The sequence below is a fragment of the bacterium genome (genome assembly GCA_035529855.1).
In the GTDB taxonomy this organism is placed as follows: Bacteria; RBG-13-66-14; B26-G2; order WVWN01; family WVWN01; genus WVWN01.
Genome location: DATKVX010000045.1, coordinates 1 through 4,628 on the forward strand (window position 1 = coordinate 1; position 4,628 = coordinate 4,628).

Below are 4,628 nucleotides of genomic sequence, written 5' to 3' on the forward strand. Positions count from 1 at the left end.
ACCGGCTCGGCGGCGTGATGCCGGTACCGGCGCCATTCCAATAAATTCGTATAAAGGAGGTTGTCGTACTCGCGGAGGTAGCGGTTGAATTGCTCGGCGTTGTGGTCCGCCCTCCCCGCCGCCGCGGCCTTTTCTATTTCGGCGAGCGAAACGCGCGGCTCTTTTACCTCTATGACGCCGATGCGGTTCTTGCGGCGCTCGACGCCGAAGTCCGGCGTGGACGCCTCGCCGGCTTGTTCGATCTGCGCGTTAATGTTAGGAGCGAACGCCTCGACGAGGCGCTCGACGGCGGGGTAGTAACTTCTTTCCGCCGCCCTCCCGGTAACTATCTCGTCGTTGACTTCTTTCAGGAATGCTCGTACGGCTTTCGTCGTTTTACCCTCCGGCATAATTCCTCCTCGGCGTCGCTATAATATACCCCGCCCCCGGCGGTTGTCAACTCATATAAAAAAACCGGCCTTGGGGCCGGCCTTCTCTCGGCGGCTTACAGCGACTCGAGGAACTCCTCGCGCGTTAGGCCGGCGTCTTTAATCACGCGCCGGAGGGTCCCTCTTTTAACCGGCTTATGTGCAGGTAACGTTAATTTAACCGGCCCTTCCGCCGTCTCCTTCTGGAGTCGTATATGCCCGCCGCGCCGCCGCACCACTAAAAAACCGCGCTTCCGTAACGCGCGGATTATATCAAGATAGCTCAGCGCCGGCAAGCACGTCACAACGTTATATCCACGAGCTCGTACTCGGCCTCTATAACGAGGTCGTCTTCTACCGGCTCGAGGTAAAGGGCAAACGCTTCCTTTATGTTCTCGAGCGCCTCCTCGCGCGTATCGCCCTCGCTTATACATCCCGGCAGAGCGGGGATGTATACCGTGTACCCGCCCTCTTCCGCCGGTACCAGTACTACCTTAACTTCCATAATATCACCACCGAAATTATAACCCGCCCGACGGCCTTTGTCAATCGTTTCGCCGTTCGGGCTATCGCCGGCTAACTACAAGGCCGGGTTAGAACGCAACAAGGTTCCCAAATCACCGGTACCTACAATACCTCGAATATATACACCAAACAGTAGTAGATGCCGACGAGGATGAAGACGACGCCCGTTACGCGCCGCGCCCACCACTCGAACCTCTGCAGCTTGTGGAACGCCGCGCCCAGCGAGCCGACCCCCAGGCCGATTATCACCGCGAAGGCGAAAACCGGCAGCGCGGTTCCTACGCCGAAGACGCCGGGAAGCAGCACCCGCGAGTCGTACTTCACCGCCAGCGATATGAGGCTGCCGAAGAATAGCGCCGCCGATATCGGGCAGAACGACAGCGCGAAGATGACGCCCAGCGCCAGCGCGCCGGCCAACCCCCACCCCTCGACCTTCTTGCCGAGTCTCTCGCCCACGCCCGGGCCGCCGCCGCCGAACTTGATGAGCTCGAGCAGGAACAGGCCGACGACGATGAGGACCGGCCCCAACACCTTGTTCATATATTCCTGGAGGAAGGTCGAGACGCGCGGTATGGACTGCAGGCCGGCGAGTATCAGCACCGCCAGGCCGACGTACGCCACTGTCCGCCCGACGGTGTACAGGACGCCGCCCAACAATACCTGGCGCGGGCTGCCCAGCCGCTTGCCGATATAGGAGATGGCGGCGACGTTGGTGGCCATCGGGCACGGGCTTATCGCCGTCAGTATCCCGAGCCACAGCGCCGACGCCGCGCCCAAAAGAACCGGGGCCACTAGCCGGCCTCCAGGTATTCGCGGACCTCGTCCCGGATGTACTTTATGAACGCCCTTTCATCGTTCGTTAGCTGCCACACCCTCGTAAGGTTCTTCCAGCGGACCTCCTCGCCGTCGCGGACGTCCGAGACGATAACCGACTTGGCGTAAAGCTGGTAGTCGTCTATGTAATGCTTGTTAGCGGGCTCGTCGAGGTTAACGAGGCCCCAGACCACCTTACCGTCCTTCAACTCGTTGCTAAACCCGGTTTCGACCGCTTCTCTCGAGAAACTCTCGATCTTCAAGCAAGATAGTCAACGCTTCGACGTATAATAGTAAGTAACGACGACCTTGTGGTTAGAGGCGGGCGGCGTAGTCCCCTCGTCCGACGCAACGCCGCCGGAGGCGACGGCCGTCGCCGGCGCGGCTGCCGTTTCGGTTCCGCCGGTTTCCAATTCTTGCTCGCCGGTCGCGACGGGAGCGGGGTCCGAGACCCCTTCCCGCGCTACCTCGGGCGCTTTCGCCTGGCGCACTTCCTTTACGACCAGGTACCCGACGGCCACGGCGACGAAGGCCAGGATAACGACCGTCAATATCGTCTTAGGTTTCATTCAGAGAGTATCTCCTTTATTTCGTCCTTGGACGGCACCTTGCCGACGGCCTTCACTTCCCCGTCGACGGCCAAAGCAGGCGTCATCATAACGTTGAAGGCCATGATGGCCTCGATGTCCGTAATCTTTTCGACCTCGCACTCCAGGCCGAGCTCTCGAGCCGCGGCCTCGGCGTTCTCCGCGAGCTTCTTGCACTTGGGACAACCCGTCCCCAAAATCTGTATCCTTTTCACGCCGAACCTCCTAACCGAACAACGCGCCGTATATCAAGCCCGTAACGGTCGCCATTATAACCACCAATAGAATAAAAACAACCGTCTTCTTCGTGCCGATGACGCTCCGTATAACGAGCATGCTGGGCAGCGAGAGCGCCGGCCCGGCGAGCAAGAGCGCCAGCGCGGGGCCTTTCCCCATCCCGCTGCCGATGAGGCCCTGAAGGATGGGCACCTCGGTCAGCGTCGCGAAGTACATAAAAGCGCCGGCTATAGAGGCGAAGAAGTTGGCGCGGAGCGAGTTGCCGCCTACCGCCGCGCTCACCCACGACGACGGTATAAGACCCTCTTGCCCGGGTCGCCCCAACAGCGCGCCCGCGACGAGTACCCCCAGGAGCAGCAGCGGCAATATTTGTTTCGCGAAGCCCCACGTGGCGTCGAACCAATCGCGGGTCTCGCCTTTGTCGGTGGCCGTTACCAGCGAGATGCCGACCGCGCCGGCGGCAAACGGGACCAACGGGTAACGCGGCAATAAGGCGGCTAAGGCCGCCGCGGGCGCCGCGACGAGCGCCACCTTCCACCACTTAACGCCGAACCAGAGAATAAGTATAACGCCGAGCGCCAACGCCGAGGCCGACGCCAACCACCACTTAAGGGAGTACACGGCGAACCAGATCCCCGCTTCCGTGGCCGGCTTCCCCCAGTTCGCGAAGACGAGGACGCCGACCATCGTGGCGAAGTAGAGCACGTTCTGCCACAGTGGCCGCGCCACTTCGGCCTCGGGCATCGCGGCCTGCGCCTCCGCCTTGGCGGCTTCCTCCTTGCGGAAGAAGAAGTGCATCGCCAGGCCGATGACGACGCTGAAGACGATCGCCCCCACCGCCCGGGCCACGCCCATCTCGAGCCCCAGTATGCGCGCCGTAAGTACAATAGCGAGGACGTTGATGGCCGGGCCCGAATACAGGAAGGCCGACGCGGGCCCCAGGCCGGCGCCCATCTTGTAAATGCCGGCGAAGAGCGGCAGCACGGTGCAGGAGCACACGGCCAGGACCGTGCCGGAGACGGACGCGACGCCGTACGCCATGACCTTGTTGGCCCGGGCGCCGAGGTACTTCATCACCGAGGCCTGGCTCACGAAGACCGAGATGCCGCCGGCGATGAAGAACGCCGGCACCAGGCATAATAAAACGTGCTCGCGGGCGTACCATTTAACGAGCGCCAGCGCTTCGAACAGGGAGTTATCGAAGCGCGGCGTCCCGAGGGGCAAGTAGAAGAAGCCGAGGAATACGGCCGCGATGGCCGCAAGTATTTTCCATTCTCTTTTCCAATCCATGTGCGTTACCTTCGTCGGCGCGGGAGGGTTCTCTCGACGTGCGTCAAGCTTTCCTCCGCCTTCGCCTTTATCACGCTCTCGACGCACCCGAAGAAGTTGAGGACGCACGCCATCCTAAGCTGATAAAAAACGTGGGAGCCCCGCTTTACCGCGGCGACGATGCCGACGTTCTTCAGCACGGCCAGGTGCTTCGAGACGGTCGAGACGTCGGCGCCGACCATCTCGGTCAACTCGCAGACGCACCGCTCCCCGCGCGAAAGCTCGTCGACTACGAAAAGGCGGGTGGGGTGAGCCATCGCTTTTATGACCTGGGCCAGCGTCTCGAAACGGCCTTGCTTTTTAGGGTCCATAGGATATCCTTTGTTATTTGGTATTATAACCAAATCGCCAAACCATGTCAAGGCCGAAAACGTGAACTGCCGGTCAGCTCGCCGGCCGGCGTCCCCGAAAGGAAAGCCCGGGCCGGGGCCCGGGCTTCGTCGCGTACCGTCTTTTTTACTGGCCGCCGAGTATAACCGGGATCTTACTATCGCCGAAGATGATAATTTTCGAGTTCGGCGACTCGGCCAACTTCTCTGCCGCCTCGATGCCTTTCCATTGGATGAGGATCGGCGAGATGCCCTGGGAAACCGTGATCTGGTAGTCGCGGATGCCTCTCGCCTCGATGCGTTTACGCTCGGCTTCCTTCGTCTCGACGTCGAGTTTGTACTCGTATTCCTCGCTCTGCTGCTCGCGTTCTTTTTTTCGTTCGATCGCCGCCGTCACTACC

At 61.1% G+C, this 4,628-nt stretch carries 10 protein-coding genes; all 10 read right to left on the reverse strand.

Translation table 11 applies throughout. The features are described from left to right. Nucleotides 1–389 (reverse strand): hypothetical protein (locus VMX79_05210; GenBank protein ID HUV86492.1); only part of this gene is annotated, 389 nt, incomplete at its 3' end. A 95-nt stretch (nt 390–484) separates the two neighbouring features. Further along, the gene (locus VMX79_05215; GenBank protein ID HUV86493.1) at nt 485–712 is read right to left on the reverse strand and encodes a type II toxin-antitoxin system HicA family toxin; all 228 of its coding nucleotides are present in this window, start codon (nt 710–712) and stop codon (nt 485–487) included. Beyond that, nucleotides 709–912 carry a type II toxin-antitoxin system HicB family antitoxin gene (locus tag VMX79_05220; GenBank protein HUV86494.1) on the reverse strand — a complete coding sequence of 68 codons (204 nt, stop codon included), beginning with the start codon at nt 910–912 and terminating at the stop codon, nt 709–711. The genes VMX79_05215 and VMX79_05220 overlap by 4 nt, the downstream gene beginning before the upstream one ends. A 122-nt stretch (nt 913–1,034) precedes the next feature. Further along, the gene (locus tag VMX79_05225; GenBank protein ID HUV86495.1) at nt 1,035–1,724 is read right to left on the reverse strand and encodes an aromatic aminobenezylarsenical efflux permease ArsG family transporter; all 690 of its coding nucleotides are present in this window, start codon (nt 1,722–1,724) and stop codon (nt 1,035–1,037) included. Beyond that, on the reverse strand, nt 1,724–2,008 hold the full coding sequence (locus VMX79_05230) for a nitrophenyl compound nitroreductase subunit ArsF family protein (protein HUV86496.1): 285 nt from the start codon (nt 2,006–2,008) through the stop codon (nt 1,724–1,726). Before VMX79_05230 ends, VMX79_05225 begins: the two co-directional genes overlap by 1 nt. A 9-nt stretch (nt 2,009–2,017) precedes the next feature. After that, nucleotides 2,018–2,314: a hypothetical protein gene (locus tag VMX79_05235; GenBank protein ID HUV86497.1), complete on the reverse strand. Its 297-nt coding sequence runs from the start codon at nt 2,312–2,314 to the stop codon at nt 2,018–2,020. Continuing rightward, nucleotides 2,311–2,547, reverse strand: coding sequence for a thioredoxin family protein (locus VMX79_05240; GenBank protein HUV86498.1), 237 nt, complete (start codon nt 2,545–2,547; stop codon nt 2,311–2,313). The genes VMX79_05235 and VMX79_05240 overlap by 4 nt, the downstream gene beginning before the upstream one ends. A 10-nt stretch (nt 2,548–2,557) precedes the next feature. Further along, nucleotides 2,558–3,859, reverse strand: a complete 1,302-nt coding sequence (locus VMX79_05245; protein ID HUV86499.1) for a permease — start codon at nt 3,857–3,859, stop codon at nt 2,558–2,560. Nucleotides 3,860–3,864: 5 nt separating this feature from the next. Next, a complete protein-coding gene (locus VMX79_05250) occupies nt 3,865–4,209 on the reverse strand; it encodes a metalloregulator ArsR/SmtB family transcription factor (GenBank protein ID HUV86500.1) in 345 nt (114 codons plus the stop codon). A 145-nt stretch (nt 4,210–4,354) separates the two neighbouring features. Beyond that, nucleotides 4,355–4,628, reverse strand: a 274-nt coding sequence (locus VMX79_05255; GenBank protein HUV86501.1) for a prohibitin family protein, incomplete at its 5' end; no start/stop codon positions are given.

Excerpts from the sequence above, each read along its gene's own strand:
- VMX79_05235 (HUV86497.1), bottom strand. The coding sequence starts at position 2,314 with ATGAAACCTAAGACGATATTGACGGTCGTTATCCTGGCCTTCGTCGCC.
- VMX79_05220 (HUV86494.1), bottom strand. The coding sequence starts at position 912 with ATGGAAGTTAAGGTAGTACTGGTACCGGCGGAAGAGGGCGGGTACACG.
- VMX79_05245 (HUV86499.1), bottom strand. The coding sequence starts at position 3,859 with ATGGATTGGAAAAGAGAATGGAAAATACTTGCGGCCATCGCGGCCGTA.
- VMX79_05250 (HUV86500.1), bottom strand. The coding sequence starts at position 4,209 with ATGGACCCTAAAAAGCAAGGCCGTTTCGAGACGCTGGCCCAGGTCATA.